This is a genomic window from Sphingomonas sp. DMC6 (assembly GCF_056314225.1).
This window is the reverse complement of the sequence record NZ_JBQUYT010000028.1, coordinates 1-1277: the sequence shown is the minus strand read 5'-3', so window position 1 is coordinate 1277 and position 1277 is coordinate 1. Positions and strand designations below refer to the sequence as shown.

Below are 1277 nucleotides of genomic sequence, written 5' to 3'. Positions count from 1 at the left end.
GAGCCACAGCCGCATTGAGGCAAGCTGGACCATTGCAAGGAAGTTGGCCGCGAGCTTGTCGTATCGGGTGGCGACGCGGCGGAAGTGCTTCAACTTGGAGAAGAACCGCTCAATGAGGTTGCGCTCGCGGTAGAGGCGCTTGCTGAAGCAGGGTTTCCAGCGGCGGTTGCTCTTGGGCGGGATATTGGGCGCTGCGCCCTGTTCCTCGATCAGAGCGCGGATGCGGTCAGCGTCATAAGCTTTGTCCGCCAGCACGATGGTGTGGGGACCAAGATGGTCGAGCAGCGTGTCCGCGACCTGTCCGTCATGAACTTGGCCAGCGGTCAGGCCGAGACGGATCGGGAGCCCCTGCGCATCGACGATCGCGTGAATTTTGGTCGTAAGTCCGCCTCGGGAGCGACCGAGACAATGATCTCGATCCCCCTTTTTGCCGTCGCGGCCTGTTGGTGGGCGCGAACGGAGGTGCTGTCGATCATTTGGATGTCGCCGTCATGGGCAGCGGTGACAGCGTCCATCATCCGGTCCCAGACACCGGCCTTCCGCCATCGCACGAAGCGATTGTAGCATGTCGTGCGCGGCCCATAGCGCTCGGGCAAGTCGCGCCACGGCGCACCGGAACGCAGCACCCAAAAGATGCCGTTCAGCACGCGCCGATCATCGACGCGCGGCACCCCTCTGGATTTGTTGGGCAGCAGCGGCTCGATCACGCGCCACTCGAAATCGGTCAGATCATATCGGCTCATGCCGATGCTGAATCAGATGCAGGGGCAAGATGTAATCCACCAAACGGATTTTCGCGTTATCCCGTGCATTCATCGAGAGATTTGTGTTGATAGTCGCGAAGGAGGCCCTTCTTTCCGAAGGCAACGCGGACCACTGGCCCCGCGCTCGTATGTAACACACGATAGAAGCGGTCCTCCGAAGGCGTAAAGATCAAACGGCCATCAACGATGGCCGCGTCCATTGGCACACGAAGCACTGTTCCGACTTTTGGCAGTTCGTAACGATAGGACACACCCTTTCCGTCACCGGCAAATTTCACGGTAAAAGCATCGATGACAAACCACGGCGCATCTGGGGCGACGTAACAACCGAGAATAGGGCTAGGGTCTTGGGTCGATGGCTCAGGAAAACTCGGACTGCACGAACCCGCAAGCATTGCGAATATGAGGCAATAGGCGATGCGCGATATCATGCCCAATGAATAACCCCTCTTGCGCGATCATCAATAACGATCCGCCACGTTCGAGCGATGCGATTTATGGGTTCACGACCTA

2 protein-coding genes are annotated in these 1277 nt (G+C 58.7%); both read right to left on the bottom strand.

Annotated features, from left to right (window positions below; genetic code table 11):
* Positions 1-743, bottom strand: a protein-coding gene (locus ACT53M_RS20125) for an IS5 family transposase (protein ID WP_476235698.1) whose coding sequence is annotated in 2 segments (ribosomal slippage) — positions 1-434 and positions 434-743 — 744 coding nt annotated over the 2 segments. Because the reading frame shifts where the segments join, the coding sequence is not laid out codon by codon here. This gene is flagged as partial in the annotation.
* A gap of 56 nt (positions 744-799) precedes the next feature.
* Entirely contained in the window at positions 800-1195 is a 396-nt protein-coding gene (locus ACT53M_RS20120; RefSeq protein WP_476235697.1) for a hypothetical protein, read from the bottom strand.
* Positions 1196-1277 lie beyond the last annotated feature (82 nt).

What these genes read in the sequence shown, in the direction of transcription:
- ACT53M_RS20120 (WP_476235697.1), bottom strand. Translation starts at nt 1,195, where the DNA reads ATGATATCGCGCATCGCCTATTGCCTCATATTCGCAATGCTTGCGGGT.